We start from the raw sequence: 19,226 nt of genomic DNA, 5'->3' as shown, positions 1-19,226 counted from the left end.
ATTAATTCGGGTGGATGCGTGCCCGGCAAGACGCGGATGGTAACGGTTTCGCAACACCGGGCGACATTCCGACCAGGACGTCACGAAGCGACCCCCGAATCGGCCGGAACGCAGGGCGGACCGCTGTCGCCTGCGCCACCTTGGCAGGGCGGTGGGTCCTGCCGTACGGTGGCAGGCAAGTAACCCACGGGAGCCCGGTGCACCGGGCTGAGAGGGGGGCTGGTAGCCCCCGACCGTCGAACCTGATCCGGGTAATGCCGGCGCAGGGAGGAGCGTTGCCGTGCCGTCCCTTGGACGATTGCATCTCGTCACCGACACCCGACCCGGGCGTGAACCGCTCACCGTGGTCCGGGCCGCCCTCGCGGCAGCCCGCGCCGAGCTGGTCGTGCAGGTCAGGGTCGAGGACGACGCCACCGACCGCGAGGCGTACGACCTGACCCGACGCGTGGTCGCGCTCTGCGCGCCGTACGGGGCGACGTGCCTCGTCAACGACCGGCTGCACGTGGCGCTCGCGGCGGGCGCCGCCGGCGGGCACGTCGGCGCCGACGACCTGCCCGTCGAGGCCGCCCGGGCCGTGCTCGGCCCGGCCGCGGTGCTCGGCGCCACGGCCCGGCAGCCCGGCACCGCGGCCGAGGCCGTCGCCGCCGGAGCCAGCTACCTCGGGGTGGGCCCGTGCCATCCCACCGTCACGAAGGAGGGGCTGCCACCGCCCATCGGCGTGCCCGGGATACGGGCCGTGGCCGAGGCGGTCGACGTGCCCGTCATCGCCATCGGCGGGGTGACCGCGGCCCGCGTGCCGGCGCTGCGGGCCGCCGGGGCGTACGGGGTGGCCGTCGTCGGGGCGCTCTCCGCGGCCGCCGACCCGCAGCGCGCCACCGCCGAGCTGATCGAGGCGCTGGCGTGCTGAGCGCCCGGCCACCGTCGACCCCTGCCGGCGACGCGGGCCGGGCGGACGTGGCGGTGGTGGGGGCCGGGCCCATCGGGCTCGCCGTCGCCTGGCGCTGCGCCGCCCGTGGTCTGCGGGTGACCGTGCACGATCCCGACCCCGGCTCCGGAGCGTCGGCCGTGGCCGCCGGGATGCTCGCCCCGGTCGCCGAGGCGTACTTCGGCGAACAGGAGCTGACCGGCCTGCTCGTGGCGTCCGCCGCCCGCTGGCCGGCGTTCGCCGCCGAACTGACCGAGGCGACCGGCGTCGCGCTCGGCTACCGGACCGACGGCACCCTCATGGTGGGGCTCACCGCCGACGACCTGGCCGAGGCGCGGCGGCTCTGGGCGTACCAAAGGGGTCTCGGCCTGCCGGTGACCCCGCTGCGCCCCACCGAGCTGCGCGACCGCGAGCCGGCGCTGGCCCCCCGCGTGCGCGGCGGCGCCCTCGCGCCCACCGACCACCAGGTCGACCCGCGGGCGCTGGTGCCCGCGCTGCGGACGGCCGCCGAGCGGGCCGGCGCGGTGCTGGTGCCCGAGGCGGTGCGGCGGCTGTCCGACCTGGACGCCCGGGTCACCGTGGTGGCCGCCGGCTGCGGGGCCGCGGCGCTCACCGGGCTCCCGGTCCGGCCGGTCAAGGGGCAGGTGCTCCGGCTCCGGGCGCCCGGCGGCGGCGCGCCGGGGTTCCGGCACGTCGTCCGGGGGTACGCCGACGGCGACCAGGTCTACCTCGTGCCCCGGGCCAGCGGCGAGGTCGTCGTCGGCGCCACGGTCGAGGAGCGCCGCGACGTCGACGTCTCCGCCGGGGCGGTGCTCCGCCTGCTCCGCGCCGCCGTCGAACTCGTGCCCGAGCTGGCCGAGTACGACCTCGTCGAGACGACCGCCGGGCTGCGACCCGGCACACCGGACAACGCGCCGATCCTCGGCCCCCTGCCCGGCCGGCCCGACGTGCTGGCCGCCACCGGGCACCACCGGCACGGCATCGTGCTCACCCCGGTCACCGCGGACCTCATCGCCGACCTGGTGACCACCGGCGTGCCCGACCCGCTGCTCGAACCCTTCCGTCCCGAGCGGTTCGCCGCCGGCCGGACGACCGAGGAGGACCCATGGAACTGACGGTGAACGGCGTCGGGCGGACGGTGCCCGGCGGAGCGACGGTGGCCGACGTGGTCGGCGAGGTCACGCCGCAGCGGCGCGGCGTGGCGGTGGCGGTCAACGGCGAGGTCGTCCCCCGCACCGGCTGGCCGGCGACGGTGCTGCGTGACGGGGACCGGGTCGAGGTGCTCAGCGCCGCCCAGGGCGGGTGAGCGGGATGACGCTCGACCTCGGCGGGACGTCGTTCACCTCCCGTCTCATCCTCGGCACCGGCGGCGCCGCGAACCTGCGGGTGCTCGAACAGGCCATCCGGGCGTCCGGCACCGAGCTGGTCACGGTGGCCCTGCGCCGGGTCGACACCGTCCCCGGCACGGGCGGTGGGCTGCTGGAGATGCTGGACCGGTGCGGCGTACGGCTGCTGCCGAACACCGCCGGCTGTCGCACGGCCGTCGAGGCGGTCAAGGTCGCCCGGCTGGCTCGGGAGGCGTTCGACACCGACCTGGTCAAGGTGGAGGTGGCCGGCGACGAGCGCACGCTGCTGCCGGACGGCACGGAGCTGCTGCGCGCCGCCGAGGAACTGGTGGCCGACGGGTTCACCGTGCTGCCGTACACGACCGACGACCCGGTGCTGGCCCGGCGGCTCGTCGACGTCGGTTGCGCCGCCGTGATGCCCGCCGGCTCGCCGATCGGCTCCGGGCTGGGCATCGCCAACCCGCACTACATCCGGCTGATCCGGCAGAGCGTGGACGTGCCGGTGATCCTGGACTCCGGCATCGGCACCGCGTCGGACGCCGCGCTGGCCATGGAACTCGGCTGCGACGGCGTGATGCTGGCCACCGCCGTCACCCGGGCCGCCGACCCGGTGGCGATGGCCACCGCCATGCGGCACGCGGTCGAGGCTGGGCGCCTGGCGGCCGGAGCGGGACGCATCGCCCGCCGCCACCACGCCCTCGCCTCCACGCCGGACGACGGAAGGCCGGAGCTGTGACGCCCGTCGGCGCGGATCCGGACACGGATCGGCGGCTCGCCGCCAGGGTGCCGCCGCTGCCCCGCGGGCTCGTCGTCCTGACCGACCGGTGGCAGGCCACGCGACCGCTGGCCGAGGTGGTCGCCGCGGCGGTCGCCGGGGGTGTGCGTTGGGTCGTGCTGCGGGAGAAGGACCTGCCGCGCCCGGAGCGCGCCGCGCTCGCCGCCGACCTGCGCCCGATCCTCGCCGAGGCGGGCGGCACGCTCGTCGTCGCCGGCCCCGACCCGCTCGGCGGCGACGCCGTGCACCTTCCGTCCGCCGGCCCGTACCCGCCGCCGCGGCTCGGCCTGGTCGGCCGCTCCTGCCACAACACGGCGGAGCTGGCGCGACTGTCCACGGAGGACTACGTCACACTCTCGCCCGTCCACCCCACCCGGTCCAAACCCGGCTACGGCCCGCCTCTCGGGCCCGACGGGCTCGCCGCGCTGGTCGCGGCCAGTCCCGTTCCGGCCCTCGCCCTCGGCGGCATCGAGACGCCCGACCAGGTGGCGGCCTGCGTACGGGCGGGCGCCGTCGGGGTCGCCGTGCTGGGCGCGATCATGCGCGCCGACGACCCCGCGGAGGCGGCCGCCACGTTGGCGAGCGCCTTCGACGGGCGCGGCGCCTGGCGGTCCGAGGGGGAGCGCAGGTGACCCCGCCGACCGTTCTCACCATCGCCGGCTCCGATTCGGGCGGCGGCGCCGGCATCCAGGCCGACCTCAAGGTGTTCGCGGCGCTCGGCGCGTACGGGACCAGCGTGCTCACCGCCGTGACGGCCCAGAACACCCGGGGCGTGGACGCCGTCCTGCCACTGCCCCCGGGCACCGTCACCGACCAGGTCGAGAGCGTGCTCGCCGACTTCACCGTCCGCGCGGTCAAGACCGGCATGCTCGGCAGCCCGGCCGTCGCCGACGCGGTCGCGACCGCGGCCCGAGCCGGCCGGCTGCCGCACCTCGTCGTCGACCCGGTGCTCGTCGCCACGAGCGGGCACCGGCTCGGCGTCGTCGCCGCGGTCGAGCGGCTGCTGCCGTACGCCCAGGTGGCGACGCCGAACTGCGCGGAGGCCGCGGCCATCACCGGACGCCCGGTGACCACGGTCGAGGAGATGGTCACCGCCGCCGAGGCGCTGGCGGCCGGCGGGCCGGCGCACGTGGTGGTGACGGGCGGCGACCTCGCCGACGGCGAGGCGGTCGACGTGCTGCACGGCGGCGGCGTCACCACGGTGCTGCGAACGCCCCGGGTCGACACCCGGCACACGCACGGCACCGGCTGCTCGTTCTCGGCGGCGATCGCCGTCCGGCTGGCACTGGGCGACCCGGTGCCGGCCGCGGTGGCCGCCGCCAAGGAGTACGTGACCCGCGCGCTGGCCGGCGGGCGGGACTGGAAGCTGGGCGCGGGACGCGGCCCGCTGGACCACTTCGGCTGGTCCGCTTGACCACCAGGGAGGCTGTCATGCACGCACGACGCAAGGTGTACGTGGAAGGGGCCCGGCCCGACATCCGGGTGCCGTTCGCCGAGGTGACGCTGACCGGGGACAACCCGCCGGTGCGGCTCTACGACACATCGGGGCCCGGATCGGACCCGCAGGTGGGGCTGCCGCCGCTGCGCGGTCCGTGGATCGCCGAGCGCGGCGACGTCGCCCCGGTGCGCGGAGCCGGCACCCCGCTCGCCGGCGCCGACGGCCGGCGGCCCACGCAGCTCGCGTACGCCCGTGCGGGCGTCGTGACGCCCGAGATGGAGTTCGTGGCGATCCGGGAGGGTGTGGCGCCCGAGTTCGTCCGCGACGAGATCGCCGCCGGCCGCGCCGTGCTCCCGCTCAACGTGAACCACCCGGAGTGCGAGCCCGCGATCATCGGCAAGGCGTTCCTCGTCAAGGTCAACGCCAACATCGGCACCTCGGCGGTCAGCTCGTCCATCGCCGAGGAGGTGGAGAAGCTGACCTGGGCCACCCGGTGGGGCGCGGACACCGTCATGGACCTGTCCACCGGCAAGCGGATCCACGAGACCCGCGAGGCGATCGTGCGGAACGCGCCCGTCCCGATCGGCACCGTGCCGATCTACCAGGCGCTCGAGAAGGTCGGCGGCGACCCGGTGAAGCTGAGCTGGGAGGTGTTCCGGGAGACCGTCGTCGAGCAGGCCGAGCAGGGCGTCGACTACATGACGGTGCACGCCGGGGTGCGGCTGCCGTACGTGCCCCTGGCCGTCGACCGGGTGACCGGGATCGTCTCGCGCGGCGGCTCGATCATGGCGGCCTGGTGCCTCGCGCACCACGAGGAGAACTTCCTCTACACGCACTTCGAGGAGCTGTGCGAGATCCTCGCGCGGTACGACGTGACGTTCTCCCTCGGCGACGGGCTCCGCCCCGGTTCGATCGCCGACGCGAACGACGAGGCGCAGTTCGCCGAGCTGCGCACCCTCGGCGAGCTCACGAAGGTCGCCTGGGCGTACGACGTCCAGGTCATGATCGAGGGCCCCGGGCACGTGCCCATGCACAAGATCAAGGAGAACGTGGACCTCCAGCAGGAGTGGTGCCACGAGGCGCCGTTCTACACGCTCGGTCCGCTGACCACCGACATCGCGCCCGCGTACGACCACATCACCTCGGCGATCGGCGCCGCGATGATCGGCATGTTCGGCACCGCCATGCTCTGCTACGTCACCCCGAAGGAGCACCTCGGGCTCCCGGACCGCGACGACGTGAAGGCGGGCGTCATCGCGTACAAGATCGCGGCGCACGCGGCCGACCTGGCGAAGGGCCACCCCGGGGCGCAGGCCTGGGACGACGCGCTCTCCAAGGCGCGGTTCGAGTTCCGGTGGGAGGACCAGTTCAACCTCGCGCTCGACCCGGAGACCGCCCGGTCGTACCACGACGCGACGCTGCCCGCCGATCCGGCGAAGACCGCCCACTTCTGCTCGATGTGCGGCCCGAAGTTCTGCTCCATGAAGATCACTCAGGAGCTGAAGGAGTACGCGGCGCGCGGGATGCAGGACAAGTCGGCGGAGTTCCTCTCCTCCGGCGGGCGCGTCTACCTGCCCCTGGCCTGACCGCGCCGCTGCGAGGCGACCGCGGTCCGCGGTGTCCGCGCACACACGGCGACGCCCGGGGTGTGACCCCGGGCGTCGCCGCCGTCGTCGGTCCGTCAGTCGCGGTGGTGGCGGCCCGAGGAGCGCAGCGAGCGCCGTCCGCTCTCCCGCTCGGGCTCGTTGTCCGCCACCGGGCGGCCCAGCCCGGCCACCCAGTCGACGTACTCCTCGTCCTGCGCCGGCAGCGCCTCGGCGTCGGTGCTCTCCGCGCCGTCGTCGCGGGAGCGGTTGCGCCGGAACAGCCCGAGCCGACCCCGGCCGCGACCGGCGGACCGGTCCGCCGGGGCCGGTCCGTCCGTGGACCCCTCGGCGGGTACGTCCGCCTCGGTCGACTCCGTCCCCGCCTGCGTGTGGCGCGGGCTGGTGGGCTGCGGACCGGTCGTCTGTGGGCCGGCCGTTTGCAGATCGGTCGTTTGTTGGCCGGCCGTTTGCGGATCGGTCGTCTGTGGACCGGTCGTCTGCGGGCCGGCGCGCCGCGCGGTGGCCAGGGCTTCCCAGCTCGCCGCCCGGTTCAGGTCGGGCAGCGGCGCGCGGTGCCGCGCCCGGGGCGCCGGCTCGCGCGTGCCTTCCGCGGATGCCGGCTGGGCCGTTCCGCCGGAGGACGCCTCGCGGGCCGGTCCGGCGCCCGAACGCGGCGGGATGGGCCAGGCCGGAGTGACGGGCCAGTCCGTGCGGGCCGGTCCGCCGGCCGGGCGGGCGCCACGGGGCGACGCGTCTGCACGGCTCGTCGCGTCCTGCGGGTCTGGGGGCGGGCCGTCGGCGGTGGGCGTCGCGCCCTGCGGTTCGGTCACGGCGCGGGAGCCGTGGTCGGGCCGGTCGACCGGGCGGGAGGGATCGCTCTCCGGCTCCGCGGTCGGGCCGCTCGGCCCGGCCGGAGCGGCTGCCTCGACCGGAACGGTTGCCTCGGCCGGAACGGTTGCCTCGGCCGGAACGGTTGCCTCGGCCGGAACGGTTGCCCCGGCCGGGACGCCGCCGCGGGCCGGTCCGTCGACGGTCGATTCGTCGGCGGTCGTCCTGATGGTCGGCCCGTTAGTGGTCGGCACGTCCGCGGTCCGCCTGCCGGCGGTCGGCTTGGCGGTGGTTGGCGTGCTGGTGGTCGGCCTGCCGGCGGTCGGCCTGGCGGTGGTTGGCGTGCTGGTGGTCGGCTTGTGGGCGGTCGTGCCGACCTCGGCCGGGTTCCCGCCGATCGGCCCGGCGGGTGCCGGCGTGCCGGTCGTGCCGCTTGCGGTGCCGGTCGTGTCGGTGGTGCCGGTCGGGCCGGCGGGGGTGTCGGTGGTGCCGCTCGCAGTGCCGGTCGGGCCGGCGGTGGTGTCGGTGGTGGTGTCGGTGGTGCCGCTCGCGGTGTCGGTGGTGTCGGTCGCGCCGCTCGCGGTGCCGGTCGGGCGGGCCGCGGTTCCCGTGCTGGTCGGGATTGCCGTGCTGGTCGGGGTTGCCGTGCTGGTCGGGGTTGCCGTGCTGGTCGGGGTGTCGGTGCCGGCCACGGCCGGCTTCGCCGCGGACCGTGACCTGGCCGTGCGCCGGGGCTTCGGCGCCGGTGCCTCCGGCGCGTCCGCTGCCCTGGCGTCCTCGGTTGCGGGTGGTGTCTTGCCGGCAGGCGCTGCCTCCGCTGCCGGCGCCGCATCCCGCGTGCCCGCCCCGCCACCGCCGCGGGCCCGCGGCGCCGTCCGGGCGCTGCTTCTGGCCGCACCGCCCACGCCCGGCTCGGCCGGCGGGCGCCCGTCCGCCGGTGCGTCGCCGGACGGCTGGCCAACCTTCCCGGTCGAGCGTGATGCCTCAGAGGCATATTTATGACTCTGAGGCATCACGCTCGTCGTGGGTTCGGTCCCGGCGGCCCCGGCAGCGTGCTCGGTCGATGGCACGGGCTCGGTTGTCGGTTCGAACGCGGCCGCGGGGCTCGACCGCTCGACGGAACTCGGCTTCGCGACCGGGGCGGGCCCTGCGACACGGCGTGCCTCGGCGACGGAGGGCTCTGTGGCGCGGCCCTTCGCGGCTCCGGGCGCAGATGCCGTGCCGGGCGCGGATGCGGTGCCGGGGGTGGACGCCGGGCCGGGGGTGGACGTCATCCCGGGGGTGGACGCCGGGCCGGAGGTCGACGCCGTGCTGGGGCTGACGGTCGTGCGACTGGCGGATGTCGAGTCCGAGGAGCGATCCGCGACGGGGGCGGGCTCGGCGGCGGGAGTCTGTTCCGTCGCAGCGGCGTGCTCGACCGGCCGGCCCAGCGTCGACTCGACGGTCAGTGGCATGGTGGCCTGGTCCTCCGCGCGCGGGCGGCCGGAGGCGTCGCCGCGCGTCGGGTGGGCGCTCGTCGCGCCCGCCTGCGGCCAGTCCCAGTGGGCTGGGGTGCCCCGGAGCCCGGGGCCGCCGGTGTGGACGGCGGCCGTGGCGGGCACCGACCCGGCCGAGCGGGCGGCCACGTCCGCGCCGGCCGGCACCACCCGGTCGGCGTCCGGAGCGCCCGCGTCCGTACCGCCGGCGGCCCGAGCGCCGTACGCCGGACCGTCGGACGCCGGCCCGTCGGACGCCGGACCGTCGGTGGCCGGAGCGTCGGCGCCGGGCAGCACGGGACCGGCCGGCAGGGGACGCAGGATGGCGCTCGGCTCGATGGCGGTGCCGCCGCTGCGGTGGGCACCGGCGCCGTGCGCGTCGACGGGACGGCGCAGCAGGGCCGCGGCCGTCGCGCCGAGGACTCCGGCGGCGACCGCGATCAACGCGCCGTAGTAGGGCGTGGTCTGGTACCGGTCCACCGCGTCGCCGGGGCCGGCCGTGAGGTAGGCGAACGCCACGAGCACCGGACCGGCCACGCCGGTCGCGCCGCTGACCAGCGGCACCTGCCCGCGCCACCGGGCGAGACCGGCGGTCGTCGCGCCGGCGAGCAGCGCCACGATCGGCAACAGCAGCAGCGACAGCCGCTGGGCGGCGTCCGCGGCGAGCCAGGTCGGCTCGAGCACACCGAGCCGGACGCTGCGCAGCGGACCGGCCGCGCCGAGCGACGGCAGCGCGGACACCAGGGCGAGCAGCCAGACGGCGCCGGCCACGGCCGCGACGTTCCAGCCCAGCGGCGGGTTCAGCAGCACCGCGATGGCCGCTCCCGCGCCGACGATCGCGCCGAGGACGGCGCAGATCCCGACTGCGAAGACCGGGTCGACGGAGACCAGCTCGGCGGCGCGGGCCGGCTGCATGCACAGCGGCGCGACGATGGTGGCGCCGAGCGCCGCGGCGGCGCCGACGGCCAGGTGTCGACCGGTCGTGGCCGGTGGGCCGTCGTGGCGGGCGAGACGCCCGGTGAGCACCGCCCCGGCCACGGCGGCGTTCGCCGCGAACCAGCCCACCCAGACGAGCTGGGCCGGCCACTGGTTGACGGTCACGCCGGTGAAGGCGCCGGTGAGCCGGACGATGCCGAAGCCGTACGCGATGCCCAGCTGACCGGCCCCGGCCAGCACGCTCACCCCGAGCGCGGTGAGCAGCAGTCTGCCCCAGGTCCGATAGGCCATGTCCGGCACGTTACGCACCCGCTGTGCCGGATCGCCACCGGCACGCCGCGCGTCGCGGCCGGGCGCTCGACCGGCGGGTCTACTTGAGTTCGACCAGCCGGGCCAGGTATGTCGTGTTCCCGACGTTGGTGAGCATGTGCACGGCGCCCGGGTCGCGGTAGACGACTCCGCCGGTCGGTTCGTCCGCGTCGATCCGGGTGCCGTCGACGGTCTGCACGACGTTCTTCGCACCCTGGATCGCCACCACGAGGTAGGGGTGGTCGTGCCGGTGCAGCGGCTGCCGCTCGCCCGGCTCCAGCCGGATGTGCCAGACCCGCACCCGGTCGTTCTCGTACACGATCTCCTGGCCCACCGGCCCGAGCTCCAGGTCGTCGCTCACGTCGCTCATCGTCCTCCGTCCCACTGCGGCAGCACCTCGCCGGCGATCAGTTCCAGGTGATCGAGGTCGGCGAGTTCGGTGAGGCGCAGGTGCACCCGGGTCGCGCCGAGCGCCGCGAACTCGCCGATCCGGTCGACCAGTTGGGCGGGGGAGCCGACCACCGGGTCCTCCGGCGGCAACGCGCTCGCCACGTGCAACGGCGCGGCCCGGCGCTGTGCCTCGGCGTCCGTCCGGCCGACGGCCACCACGATCCCGGCGGAGAGGACCAGTGGCGCTCGCCCCGTCTCCGCCCGGCCCACCCGCTCGCAGGCCTCGCGCACCCGTTCGTACGCCTCGGCGGTCTCCTCGACCGACTTGAACGGCATGTTGAACTCGTCGCCGTAGCGCGCCGCCAGGTCCGGGGTGCGCTTCGGGCCGCGCCCGCCCACGATGACCGGCGGCCCCGGCACCTGCACGGGCTTGGGCAGCGCGGGAGCGTCCGCCAGCCGGTAGTGGTCGCCCGAGAAGTGGTACGAGCCGCCCAGCGGGGTCCGCCACAGACCGGTGATCACTTCGAGCTGCTCGGCGAGCCGGTCGAAGCGCTCGCCGACCGGGGGGAACGGGATGCCGTACGAGAGGTGTTCCCGTTCGTACCAGCCGGCGCCGATGCCCAGCTCGACGCGACCGCCGCTCATCTGGTCCACCTGGGCCACCATCAGGGCGAGCGGGCCGGGCAGGCGGAACGTCGCCGAGGTGACCAGCGTGCCGAGCCGGATGCGGCTGGTCTCCCGGGCCAGCGCGGCCAGGGTCAACCAGGCGTCGGTCGGACCGGGCAACCCCGGGTCGGCCCCCATCGACTGGTAGTGGTCGGCGCGGAAGAAGCCCTCGAAGCCGAGGTCCTCGACGGCGCGCGCGAAGCGGAGCTGGTCGTCGTAGCTGGCGCCGCGGTGCGGCTCGATGAACACCGACACCCGCATGGTCATCGGCCCTCCGTACCGGCGGACGCCGGTTCGTCGCGTTCCATGAGCAGCTCGTGGAGGTCGGCGCTGACCCGGGCGACGTCGGCCAGGTGCGCGTTGCGGCCGAGCGTGCGCGGCCGGGGGATGGCCACGTCGACGACCTTGCGGATCCGGCCGGGCCGGGGACTCAGCACCACGACCCGGTCGGCGAGGAGCACCGCCTCGTCGATCGAGTGGGTGACGAAGACGATGGTCGAGGAGTTCTCCATGTGCACCCGCTGGAGCTCACCGGAGAGCTCCTCGCGGGTGAGCGCGTCGAGCGCGGAGAACGGCTCGTCCATGAGCATCACCCGGGGATCGCCGATCAGGGACCGGCACAGCGAGACCCGCTGCTGCATGCCGCCGGAGAGCTCGTGCGGCAGGCGCTTCTCGAAGCCCCCGAGCCCGGCCAGGTCGAGCAGCTCCCGGGCGCGGTCGCGGTACTTCGCCCGGCTCCAGCCGAACACCTCGACCGGCAGGAGGACGTTGTCGAGGACCGTACGCCAGGGGAGCAGGGCGGGCTTCTGGAACAGCATGGCGATGTCGCGGCGGGGCTTGCCCACCGGCGTGCCGCCGACGGTGATCTCGCCGCTGGTCAGCGGCAGGAGGCCGGCGATCAGCCGCAGCAGGGTCGACTTGCCGCAACCGGAGCGGCCGAGGACGGCGACGAACTCGCCCTCGGCGACGTCGAGGTCGATGCCCCGCAACGCCTCGACGCGGCCGCCGCGGCCGTCGAACGTACGGGACACACCGGACAGTCGGATCATCTCCGGCGGGCCTCCCTGAGTGGGCGGTCAGAATCCGCCAAAGGCTATCCGCCCTGTGTCCGCATCGCACCGTCCGGGGTGGACGCCAGTTTGTTTCCGTTCCGCAACCCGACACGCCTGGCGTCGCAAAGGTGGGGTTCTCGTACGCTGTGCCCGCGAAGAGTCCCCTCACGACGGTGGTGCCGGCCTGCCCCCCCTTCGCCGGTACCCCGCGACAACCCCTCCGGCGGCCTGCCGGCCCCGGTCGGAAAGGACATGGTGCACTGATGAGAAGGCTGACCCGTACGGTCGCCGCGGCCGCGTTGGCCACCGGTCTCGCGCTGGCCGCCGCCGGCTGCAGCGGCGGCTCGGACTCGTCCGACGACGCCAAGGGCGGCGGCGGCTCGCTGGAGAAGGTGACCTACCTCACGTCGTTCGGCAACTTCGGCCGTGACTCCTACGCGTGGGTGGCGAAGGACAAGGGCTTCTTCAAGGAGGCCGGCTTCGACGTCGACATCAAGCCCGGTCAGGGCACGGGCGCCGTCATTCAGACGATCGTCGGCGGCCAGGCCGACTTCGGCCCGATCGACCTGACCGGCGGTCTGCTCCAGCTCGGCAACGGCCAGGCCAAGGACTTCGTGGCGGTGGCCGCGATCCAGCAGCGCACCATGGCCGCCATCGCCACGCTCGAGGGCAAGAACATCGCCTCGCCGAAGGACCTCGAGGGCAAGAAGCTCGCCGACACCCCCGGCTCGGTCGTGCGCAACCTCTTCCCGACGTACGCCCGGATGGCCGGCATCGACGCCACCAAGGTGACCTGGGTCAACGGCGAGGCGCAGACCCTGATCGGCACGCTCGCCGCCGGCCAGGTCGACGGCATCGGGCAGTTCGTCGTGGGTCAGCCGACCATCGAGGGCGTGGCCAAGGGCAAGAAGGCCGTCATGCTGCCGTACAGCAACGTGATGCAGGACCTCTACGGCAACGTGCTCATCACCTCGGCGAAGATCGCCAAGGAGAAGCCGGAGATGGTGAAGAAGTTCACGGCGGCGCTCATGAAGGGCCTGGAGTACAGCCTCGCCAACCCGCAGGAGGCGGCGGACATCCTCAAGAAGAACGTGGACGCCACCAACACCGCCTCGGCCGCCGCCGAGCTGCAGCTGATGGCCGGGTACGTCCGGTCGAGCAACTCGGGCACCGCCCTCGGCACGCTGGACAGCGGCCGCGTGGCCAAGAGCATCGCGATCCTCCAGGGCGCCGGCACCCTCAAGCAGAACATCACCCCCGAGCAGATCATCGACTTCAGCCTCACGCCGAAGGCCTGATCACCGCAGTGCCCCGGGGTGTGTCCCGCCGGACTCCGGCGGGGCGCACCCCGTCCCGCGTTCCGGCCCATCGGCCGGAGGAACCAAGGAGGACACCATGACCGAGGTCCGGTCGGCGGAGCCGGTGACCGAGCCCACCGCCGCGGAGACCACGTCGGCGACGGGTCCGCGCCGGGCCGTCGGCGTACGGGCCGCCGGGGCGGGCGCCGCGCTGCTGCCCACCGTGGGTCTGCTGATCGCCCTCGCGGTGTGGTGGCTCACCGCACGGCTCGAGCTGGTGCACCCGGCGGCCCTGCCGCCGCCCGCGGACGTGTTCACCGCGTTCGTCGACAAGCCGGCCCGGATGCTGGAGCACACCTGGGACACGATGCTGGAGATCCTGATCGGGTTCGCGCTCTCCGTGGCGGCCGGCGTCCTGATCGGGCTGGCGCTGGCCACGTCCCGGACGGTGGAGCGGATGTTCACGCCGCTGCTCGTCGCGGTGAACGCCGTACCCAAGATCACCCTGGGGCCGCTGCTCGTGGTGGCCCTCGGCTGGGGTCAGAAGCCCATCCTCACCATGGTGTTCCTGCTCTGCTTCTTTCCGATCGTGCTCTCCACGGCGACCGGGCTCACCACCACGCCGGCCGACCTCGCCGAACTGGTCCGGTCCTGGAACGCCTCCCGCTGGCAGGCCTTCCGCAAGGTGCGCTTCCCGGCCGCGCTGCCGCAGATCTTCGTCGGCCTCAAGGTCGCCATGCCGCTGGCCGCCATCGGCGCGGTCATCGGCGAGTTCCAGGCCGGGGAGGGTGGGCTCGGCTACGTCATCCAGCAGTACGCGGGCGTCGGCGACACGGCGACCGCGTGGGCGGCGATCATGCTGGTCGCGGTGGTCAGCATCCTGCTCTACACGGCCCTCGTGGTGATCGAGCGGATCGCCCTGCCGTGGGTCCGCGAGACCACGAGCAGCCGCTGATATTCCTTCCCCCGAACGCGACGCGGGCCGGCTCCCCCGGATCGGGGAAGCCGGCCCGCGTCGTGTGGGTCAGCCCGCCAGGCGCCAGCGGCCGTTGCGCGCCACGAGGGTCGTGAGCGCCTGCGGCATGAGGCCGGAGTGGTTGTCCGGAGTCATCCGGATCGGGCCCGAGAGACCGTCCAACTGGGACGTCTCGAGCACGTCGCGCATGCCGTCCCGGTTCACCCGGTCGGCTGGCCCGCCGGCACGTAGCTGCGCGTCCGCGATGAGCTGCACGGCGTCGGCCGCGAACGACGAGGCGCCGTTGTAACCGCCGAACCGTGCCGTGTAGTCCTGGAACCACTGCCGGCGGGCCGCCTTGGCCGGCGTCGTGGCGATCACGTCGTCGATCACCATGGTCTGGGTGAAGATCAGCGTCGCCCGCTCGGTGGCCCGGGCCGCCTCGCCCAGGAAGAGGTCGCCCGCGGCGCCCGCGTCGAAGTAGAGCGAGCCCGTGAAGCCGAGCTGCTGCGCAGCGGTCGCCGCCAGCCCGGCCTGCTCCGGCGGGGTCCAGACGATCAGGGCGTCGGTCTTGCGCGAGGTCAGCGTACGCACGGGCTGGCTGACGTCCGTGTCGGTGATCCGCACGGACGCCTGGCGTACCAGGTCGGCGCCCGTCTTGGTGAACTCGCGCTGGAGGGCGGTCATCCCCTCCCGGCCGTAGTCGTCGGCGCTGTAGAGCAGCGACACCTTGCGGATGCCCCGGCGGCTCAGCTCCGTGGCCAGGGCGGCGGCGCTGTCGGCGGCGTTCGGGCCGAGCTTGAACACGTACCGCCGGTCGGCCACCGGGCTGGCGACGGCGCCCGACGTGGCGAGGGCGATGGTGGGGATCTTCTTCTCGTTGATGGTCCGGACCGCGCCGATCGCGCACTCGTTGCAGCCGCCCATGATGATCGCGCTGACGTCGCCGTCGCTGCTGAAGTCGCCGATGTTCCGCAGCGATTCGCTGGCGTCGGAACGGTTGTCCTTGACCTTCAGCTCGATCCGCCGGCCACCGAGCGCGCCGGAGGCGTTCAGCTGTTCGATCTTCAGTTCGAGCGCACGCTGGTACGCCTTCCCGACGGGGGCGGAGGCGCCGGAGAGTTCGAGGTCCGCGGCGATCACGATCGGACTCGCCGCCGCCTCGTCCGTGCCGAACTGGCACCCCGTGAGCGTGCCGGCCAGCACGACGGATGCCAGAGCCACGATGGCCGTGGAGCGGATGGGGCTCAAGTCGTCCTCCAGGTGCGGGCGCGGGCGCTGCCCGGTCACCGCCGCTAGTCCGTCCTCAGTGGAATGACGGGAAGAGTGTGCCGTACGGTGTGCGCGAAGCCTGCAAAACCTTGCCAACGGCGGGCGCTGCGGTCAAGCGCGGTCGTCGTGGTCGTTTCGGGACGCGCATCCCACATGCTGGCGACACGCGATGTTTACCAACGGTCACGGTGCATACACGTGTGACCACTCTGGAGTCACCTGCCCTGTTCACAGGCTTGCGGAAGTGAAGGTAACAGTTGACCGGAACACGGGGTGCGCGCGGTGCGACCGTTATCTGCCCGGCTGCGGCTTCCCAAACAGGAGCGTCTCTGATGAAATCGCGGCCGTGCCGCGCGTGCCGCCGCCCAGCGCGCCCGGCACGGTTCGGTCGTTCAGGCGTGGAAGAAACGACGGAGGCGATGTCGTGAGCACCGGACCGACGACCCTGCCCCACACTCGTGCGGGCGCCCGGCCGGCCCGTCGTCGCCTGCCCCGACTGCGGGACGCCCGGATCCGGTCGAAGCTGGCGCTCATCCTTGTGGTGCCGGTCGCCGCCGTCATCGCGCTGGCGGCCGTCCGGCTCGTCTCCGTCGGGCAGGGCGCCTTCGAGGCGAGCCAGGCGCGGTCGCTGACCGAGCTGTCCCGCGACGTCTCCGCGCTCACGCAGGACCTGCAGGCCGAGCGGATGGCCGCGGCCGCCTACCTGGCCGCACCGCAGCAGCAGGCCGACGCGTACAACCTGCGGGTGCGCCAGACGCAGCAACGCGTCGAGGCGTACCGCGAGGAGCGCAAGCGTGTCGGAGAGGTGCCCACGTCGGTCCAGGAGCGGCTGGCCGCCATCGACGGCCACCTCGAGACGCTGGACAGCACCCGGCAGGAGGTGCTGGACCGCCGGCAGATGGCGGTCGCCGAGGCCGTGCTCCGCTACGGCGTCATCCTCACCGACCTGGTCTCGTACGGCGACGGGCTGGCCCAGCTTCCCGGCGGCGAACGCCTGGCGGACAGCCGGCGGGCGGTGGCCGCGTTCGCCCGCGCCAAGGCGGCCGTGGCCGAGGAGGAGGCGGTCGCCTTCACGGCGCTCAGCGCCGGCCAGCTCGACGAGGAGCAGTTCTCCGCCTTCGTGGCCACCCTCACCAGTCAGCAGGAGGCGCTGCTCGCCTTCTCGCTGGCCGCGGACCCGGCGCAACGCGCCCTCGTGAACAGCACCGTCTCGGGTGACGCCGTCGGCCTCGCCGACCGGGTGGCCGCCGACATCACCCGCTCGGTCGGGCAGCGTCCGCTCGTCGGCGCGCAGGACGCCACGGCCGCCATCGGCGCGGTGAACGACCTGATGCGCTGGGCCGAGGTCCAGTTGCAGAACCAGCTCTACGCCCAGACCGACCAGACCCGCGCGGACGTCATCCGGCAGGCCGTGCTCGAGTCCGTGCTGGTGCTGCTGACCCTTCTCATCGCCGTGTCGCTCGCCGTGGTGCTGGCCCGTTCGCTCAACGACTCGCTGCGCCGCCTCCGGGAGGGCGCCCTGTCGGTGGCCAACCACGACCTGCCCGACGCCGTGCAACGGCTGCAGAGCATGGGCAGCGTCGGCGAGGGCGGCGTGGACGAGATCGTCCGCGAGGTCCGGGACCCGATAAAGCTGTCCAACCGCGACGAGGTGGGGCAGGTAGCCTCCGCCTTCAACGTCGTACACCGGGAGGCCGTGCGCATCGCGGCCGAACAGGCGGCGCTGCGTACCAGCGTCTCGGCGATGTTCCTCAACCTGGCCCGGCGCAGCCAGACGCTGGTCGACCGGATGATCGGCGAGCTGGATGCCATCGAGCGCGGCGAGGAGGACCCGAAGCGGCTCGCCCAGCTCTTCGAGCTGGACCACCTGGCCACCCGGATGCGCCGCAACGACGAGAACCTGCTGGTCCTCGCGGGCGCCGACTCGGCCGTGCCGCGCCGCGACGACGCCCTGCTCGTGGACGTGCTGCGCGCCGCGCAGTCCGAGGTCGAGCTGTACGCGCGCATCGAGTTCGGCAACGTCGACACCGACATCTCGGTGGCCGCCCACGCCGTCAACGACGTGGTCCGGCTGGTCGCCGAGCTGCTCGACAACGCCACCCGGTTCTCGCCGCCGAACACCGTCGTCGTGGCCGACGGTCGGCGCATCCGCGACTACGTCCTCATCAAGATCGAGGACCGCGGGCTCGGCCTGACCGACGAGCAACTCGACTCGCTGAACCGCCGGCTCGCCGCCCCGCCCACCGTGGACGTCGCGGCGTTCCGGCTCATGGGTCTCGCCGTGGTGAGCCGGCTGGCGTCCCGCTACGGCATCCGCGTCGAGTTGCGCCGCAACGTCGAGGGCGGCACGGTCGCTCAGGTCACGTTGCCGAACTCGACAGTCGTCCTGCCGGTGCAGCGGGGCCGGGACCAGGCGCTCACCCGACCGCGCCAGCCGATGGCGGTCGAGCAGGCGCCGCTGAGCCCCGTCGCGGTGGCCGAGCCGCGTATCGGCCTCACCTCGGCGGCGCCGCTGACCGACCAGTGGCGCACCACCGGCACGCCGGCCCCGGCGCCGTGGCCGGCGCCCGTGGACGCCCGGGACGGCGCACCCACCGTGTCGGCCGGCGGGATGACCAACCCGGCCCCGGCGGCGCAGCCGTCGTACGGGGCGGGGCTCCCCGTCGACAACCCGACGGCCGCCCATCCGACGCTCGCCCCGCTGCCCCGGCGTGCGCCGGCCACCGGCCCGGCCGAGTCGCCCGCCGCACCGTCACGGCAGTTCGGCGCGGTCCCCGGCGCGGGCACGCCCCCGGCCGCTCCGCCGGCGCCCCCGGCCGTCCCGCCGGCCATGCCGGCCGTTCCCCCGCCCGCGGTGCCGGCCATGCCCCCGTCGGCCATGCCCCCGTCGGCCATGCCCCCGTCGGCCATGCCGGCCGCGCCGCCGCCGATCGCGGCCCGTCCGGAGCCGGTGGCCGAGGCGCCGATCTTCCGGGAGATGGAGGCGGTCTGGTTCCGCTCCCACGGCAACGACGCCACCGCCATCTTCACCCGGCCGCAGTTCGACGAGCCGCCGGCCGGAGCGGGAGGAAGCACCCCGTCGACCGCGCGGCCCACCACCCCTGCGGCGGCCCCTCCGCTGCCCACCCGCACCCCGGGCGGCAGCGGCACCACCGCCCCGCCGCAGCCGCCGCCGCCGTCGTACACGCCGCCGGCGACTCCGTCCCCGGCGACTCCCGCGGCCCCGGCGACTCCCGCGGCCCCGGCGGCTGCGGCCCCGCCGTCGCCCGCGGCCCCGGCGGCCGCGGCGAGCGACGCCGACGCCTGGCGGACGGCGGCCGACGACGGCTGGACGCGCGCCAGCCGGGCGGCGGAGCCGGCCAACGCCGGGACCACCCGCTCGGGGCTGCCGAAGCGGGTGCCCCAGGCGCAGCTCGTGCCGGGCGGCATCGAGCCGCGCGGTGGCCGGGAGCCCTCGCGGCGCAGCCCGGACGACGTACGCGGTCTGTTGTCGGCCTACCACCGTGGCGTGCAGCGCGGTCGGACGGCCGGCACGGACCAGAACCGCACCTCGAAGGAGACCCGATGAACAGGCCAGCGGCCATGCAGGACATGGGTTGGCTGCTCACCAACTTCGCCGACAGCGTGGCGGGCATCGCCCACGTGGTGGCGGTGTCCGCCGACGGGCTGCTGCTCGCCTCCTCCCGGGACCTCCCCCCGGACCGGGCGGACCAGCTCGCCGCGATCACGTCCGGCGTGGTGAGCCTGACCGAGGGCGCCGCCCGGATGTTCAGCGCCGGCGGGGTGCTGCAGACGGTCATCGAGATGGACAGCGGCTACCTCTTCCTGATGTCGATCAGCGACGGCTCGTCGATGGCCGTGCTGGCCGCGCGCAGCTGCGACGTGGGTCAGGTCGGGTACGAGATGGCGCTGCTGGTGGAACGGGTGGGCGCCGCGCTGGTGCCGCTGCCCCGGGACGCGGTGCGCTCGTAGCCC

The 19,226-nt window shown here is 74.7% G+C and carries 16 protein-coding genes and 1 riboswitch; of the genes, 11 read left to right on the top strand and 5 right to left on the bottom strand.

The annotated features are described in order from the left end of the window. Positions 1–176: 176 nt before the first annotated feature. Positions 177–286: riboswitch (TPP riboswitch) on the top strand. The 7 genes from thiE to thiC all read left to right on the top strand — a co-directional run bounded on the left by thiE (position 281) and on the right by thiC (position 6,070). Then, complete coding sequence (gene thiE / locus ACSNOA_RS28900; RefSeq protein ID WP_436662934.1) at positions 281–907, top strand: thiamine phosphate synthase; 627 nt, start codon at positions 281–283, stop codon at positions 905–907. (Overlaps the previous riboswitch by 6 nt.) Continuing rightward, positions 904–2,040 (top strand): glycine oxidase ThiO, encoded by a 1,137-nt coding sequence (thiO, locus tag ACSNOA_RS28895; protein WP_436663414.1) that lies wholly within the window; start codon positions 904–906, stop codon positions 2,038–2,040. Before thiE ends, thiO begins: the two co-directional genes overlap by 4 nt. After that, positions 2,031–2,231 (top strand): sulfur carrier protein ThiS, encoded by a 201-nt coding sequence (gene thiS / locus ACSNOA_RS28890; protein WP_436662933.1) that lies wholly within the window; start codon positions 2,031–2,033, stop codon positions 2,229–2,231. The genes thiO and thiS overlap by 10 nt, the downstream gene beginning before the upstream one ends. Continuing rightward, a complete protein-coding gene (locus tag ACSNOA_RS28885) occupies positions 2,228–3,007 on the top strand; it encodes a thiazole synthase (RefSeq protein WP_436662932.1) in 780 nt (259 codons plus the stop codon). The genes thiS and ACSNOA_RS28885 overlap by 4 nt, the downstream gene beginning before the upstream one ends. A gap of 56 nt (positions 3,008–3,063) precedes the next feature. Further along, the gene (locus ACSNOA_RS28880) at positions 3,064–3,678 is read left to right on the top strand and encodes a thiamine phosphate synthase (protein ID WP_436663413.1); all 615 of its coding nucleotides are present in this window, start codon (positions 3,064–3,066) and stop codon (positions 3,676–3,678) included. Further along, positions 3,675–4,460 carry a bifunctional hydroxymethylpyrimidine kinase/phosphomethylpyrimidine kinase gene (gene thiD, locus ACSNOA_RS28875; protein WP_436662931.1) on the top strand — a complete coding sequence of 262 codons (786 nt, stop codon included), beginning with the start codon at positions 3,675–3,677 and terminating at the stop codon, positions 4,458–4,460. The genes ACSNOA_RS28880 and thiD overlap by 4 nt, the downstream gene beginning before the upstream one ends. A gap of 17 nt (positions 4,461–4,477) precedes the next feature. Next, positions 4,478–6,070 (top strand): phosphomethylpyrimidine synthase ThiC, encoded by a 1,593-nt coding sequence (gene thiC, locus ACSNOA_RS28870; RefSeq protein WP_436662930.1) that lies wholly within the window; start codon positions 4,478–4,480, stop codon positions 6,068–6,070. Between the two features lie 95 nt (positions 6,071–6,165). On the opposite strand, the gene ACSNOA_RS28865 is transcribed toward thiC, so the two are convergent. From ACSNOA_RS28865 to ACSNOA_RS28850, 4 genes are all read right to left on the bottom strand, one after another. After that, positions 6,166–9,600, bottom strand: a complete 3,435-nt coding sequence (locus ACSNOA_RS28865; RefSeq protein ID WP_436662929.1) for a hypothetical protein — start codon at positions 9,598–9,600, stop codon at positions 6,166–6,168. A 79-nt stretch (positions 9,601–9,679) separates the two neighbouring features. After that, a complete protein-coding gene (locus ACSNOA_RS28860) occupies positions 9,680–9,988 on the bottom strand; it encodes a cupin (protein WP_436662928.1) in 309 nt (102 codons plus the stop codon). Further along, complete coding sequence (locus ACSNOA_RS28855) at positions 9,985–10,935, bottom strand: LLM class F420-dependent oxidoreductase (protein WP_436663412.1); 951 nt, start codon at positions 10,933–10,935, stop codon at positions 9,985–9,987. The genes ACSNOA_RS28860 and ACSNOA_RS28855 overlap by 4 nt, the downstream gene beginning before the upstream one ends. 2 nt (positions 10,936–10,937) lie before the next feature. Continuing rightward, a complete protein-coding gene (locus tag ACSNOA_RS28850) occupies positions 10,938–11,723 on the bottom strand; it encodes an ABC transporter ATP-binding protein (protein ID WP_436662927.1) in 786 nt (261 codons plus the stop codon). Between the two features lie 266 nt (positions 11,724–11,989). Between ACSNOA_RS28850 and ACSNOA_RS28845 the strand changes: the two genes are divergently transcribed. Both ACSNOA_RS28845 and ACSNOA_RS28840 read left to right on the top strand, forming a co-directional pair. Then, on the top strand, positions 11,990–13,024 hold the full coding sequence (locus tag ACSNOA_RS28845) for an ABC transporter substrate-binding protein (protein WP_436662926.1): 1,035 nt from the start codon (positions 11,990–11,992) through the stop codon (positions 13,022–13,024). A 97-nt stretch (positions 13,025–13,121) separates the two neighbouring features. Further along, positions 13,122–13,979, top strand: a complete 858-nt coding sequence (locus ACSNOA_RS28840; RefSeq protein WP_436662925.1) for an ABC transporter permease — start codon at positions 13,122–13,124, stop codon at positions 13,977–13,979. Positions 13,980–14,048: 69 nt separating this feature from the next. On the opposite strand, the gene ACSNOA_RS28835 is transcribed toward ACSNOA_RS28840, so the two are convergent. Further along, the gene (locus tag ACSNOA_RS28835; RefSeq protein WP_436663411.1) at positions 14,049–15,230 is read right to left on the bottom strand and encodes an ABC transporter substrate-binding protein; all 1,182 of its coding nucleotides are present in this window, start codon (positions 15,228–15,230) and stop codon (positions 14,049–14,051) included. Positions 15,231–15,675: 445 nt separating this feature from the next. Between ACSNOA_RS28835 and ACSNOA_RS28830 the strand changes: the two genes are divergently transcribed. Both ACSNOA_RS28830 and ACSNOA_RS28825 read left to right on the top strand, forming a co-directional pair. Then, complete coding sequence (locus ACSNOA_RS28830) at positions 15,676–18,819, top strand: nitrate- and nitrite sensing domain-containing protein (RefSeq protein WP_436662924.1); 3,144 nt, start codon at positions 15,676–15,678, stop codon at positions 18,817–18,819. After that, positions 18,816–19,223 carry a roadblock/LC7 domain-containing protein gene (locus tag ACSNOA_RS28825; RefSeq protein ID WP_088976088.1) on the top strand — a complete coding sequence of 136 codons (408 nt, stop codon included), beginning with the start codon at positions 18,816–18,818 and terminating at the stop codon, positions 19,221–19,223. Before ACSNOA_RS28830 ends, ACSNOA_RS28825 begins: the two co-directional genes overlap by 4 nt. Positions 19,224–19,226 lie beyond the last annotated feature (3 nt).

It is taken from the genome of Micromonospora sp. URMC 103 (assembly GCF_051386435.1).
Lineage (GTDB): Bacteria > Actinomycetota > Actinomycetes > Mycobacteriales > Micromonosporaceae > Micromonospora.
The sequence above is the reverse complement of the archived record's forward strand: the minus strand, read 5'-3'. Positions and strand labels throughout refer to the sequence as shown.

Excerpts from the sequence above, each read along its gene's own strand:
- thiS (WP_436662933.1), top strand. The coding sequence starts at position 2,031 with ATGGAACTGACGGTGAACGGCGTCGGGCGGACGGTGCCCGGCGGAGCG.
- thiC (WP_436662930.1), top strand. The coding sequence starts at position 4,478 with ATGCACGCACGACGCAAGGTGTACGTGGAAGGGGCCCGGCCCGACATC.
- ACSNOA_RS28865 (WP_436662929.1), bottom strand. The coding sequence starts at position 9,600 with ATGGCCTATCGGACCTGGGGCAGACTGCTGCTCACCGCGCTCGGGGTG.
- ACSNOA_RS28860 (WP_436662928.1), bottom strand. The coding sequence starts at position 9,988 with ATGAGCGACGTGAGCGACGACCTGGAGCTCGGGCCGGTGGGCCAGGAG.
- ACSNOA_RS28855 (WP_436663412.1), bottom strand. The coding sequence starts at position 10,935 with ATGCGGGTGTCGGTGTTCATCGAGCCGCACCGCGGCGCCAGCTACGAC.
- ACSNOA_RS28850 (WP_436662927.1), bottom strand. The coding sequence starts at position 11,723 with ATGATCCGACTGTCCGGTGTGTCCCGTACGTTCGACGGCCGCGGCGGC.
- ACSNOA_RS28845 (WP_436662926.1), top strand. The coding sequence starts at position 11,990 with ATGAGAAGGCTGACCCGTACGGTCGCCGCGGCCGCGTTGGCCACCGGT.
- ACSNOA_RS28840 (WP_436662925.1), top strand. The coding sequence starts at position 13,122 with ATGACCGAGGTCCGGTCGGCGGAGCCGGTGACCGAGCCCACCGCCGCG.
- ACSNOA_RS28825 (WP_088976088.1), top strand. The coding sequence starts at position 18,816 with ATGAACAGGCCAGCGGCCATGCAGGACATGGGTTGGCTGCTCACCAAC.